Raw genomic sequence first — 1,678 nt, 5'->3', positions numbered from 1 at the left:
ATCAAAGCGTAACTCACTTGCTTCACCTTTGCTACTTCTTTGGCTAAAGCTAATGCACGTTCAAGGTGGGTTTTGTTGATGCTCTCGTCAAAACCTAGGTGATCACCTGCCGTAAAGCTTTGCTGATAAGATTGTAAGGTCTCAACATCACCCAACAAAGCAAGAGCGCCAAGATGAAGTAAAGCATAATCCGTATCGTTTGCTTTAGACGTAGCGCCTTTTTCCCAAGGAGCTATACCATAATCAGAGCGTAGCCTTTTAGAAAGGTCAATGTCTGTTACCGCCCATTTTAGCGCGTCATCAAGTGCTTGCTTTAAGCGATCCGCAGTAACTTCTGGTTCAAAGATTTCTAACCCCTTTGCTTCAAAATTAAGCTGTATATCTGGAATATCTTCCGTGTGGGTAGGATCAATGAATTTACAAGCGGTGGAAAGAATGCCAGTACTAATCATAAAAGCGCTATCAAATTGTGGGTAATCTTTGGCAATTTCGTCGTTATAAAGAATGTCTACTTCACGATCAGCCAATTGATAGCTTGCCATATGGTCATTCTCATTGATTTTCTCAGTTGACCAGCCTAGGCTTTTTAAAAGTGCATGAGCACTTTCCATGGTGAGACGATCATCAGTGTCATCCGCTTCATCCACTTCCTCTGCCGCTTCAACAGCAGTTGTTTTAGAAGCAACAGATGCTGTTTGCGGATCCAAGCTCAAAATCGGAGCGTTTTTAGGAAAACCAGTCCGATAACGGCGTGCAAGAGCAAGGACGTTATCAATAATATGTGCTATGTTTTCCCTTATCAAAGCTGAAAAGTTTTTATCCTTCAAACTTTCCTTATAAAATTTGAGTTTTTCAACATCCCCAATAAGAATAAGTGCAATAAGGTGCAACTTCGCAAAATCATATTCACTGTCTGGGGACAAAGCCGCATAATCATAGATGATTTGATTCACATTTTGTCGATCAGCCCAGCACAAAATATCCGCACTGATCTGTTTCAGCTTGCCTTCATCCAATTCAGTACTAGAAACTGCATAAACTTCTTCTGATTCTTTAAGAACGGTATATTGGGGAGTATTGATGAAAATAGATCGATAAGCTGTAGAAAAACCAAGTGTTGAAAGAGAAACCTTGAAGGTAACAAATGGTGTCTCTCCGTTTTTATCAAGGTTGTACACTATATTAATGATACGATCTTTCTTTATAAAATAAGCATTGCAATTGTAATTTTTATCACGATAGACTGTCCAGTCCATCCTTTTTAAGTCTTCAGAAACTGTATTAAGAAAAGACAAATCTTGTAAACTAAGACGATCATCTATAGCTTTTCGCTCATTAAGGATTTTCAGATATTCTTCAGCAAATTGAACGGCCTGGTTAATATATCTCTCTACTTCACGGTCATCCAAAATTTCAGAAATCGTACCTGCTTCTAAAAAATTTTGATAAGATTTCAGAACATCAATTTGACCTGTCAATGCTAAACAAGCCAAATGCCAGACTATACGTATATTGTAGCTATACTTTTGAACACGTGTTTTGCTTTCTATTGATGCTTGTAAATCTTGGGCATGTGCCCACTGTATTATCCGCTCAGAGATTTTGATAAGCTCTTGCTCATCTAATGTCTCTACACAAATATCAATGCCTTTACCAAAACCACTAAAAACCCCCCCCC

General features: G+C 38.6%; 1 protein-coding gene. It reads right to left on the bottom strand.

Annotation, left to right across the window (positions count from 1 at the left end; translation table 11 throughout):
• A partial coding sequence (locus ACFIK7_RS02480; protein WP_375662873.1) for a DUF6990 domain-containing protein occupies positions 1-1,678 on the bottom strand: 1,678 nt, incomplete at both ends.

It is taken from the genome of Bartonella sp. CL266QHHD (assembly GCF_042195355.1).
GTDB lineage: Bacteria > Pseudomonadota > Alphaproteobacteria > Rhizobiales > Rhizobiaceae > Bartonella.
This window is presented reverse-complemented; position numbering and strand designations above follow the sequence as displayed.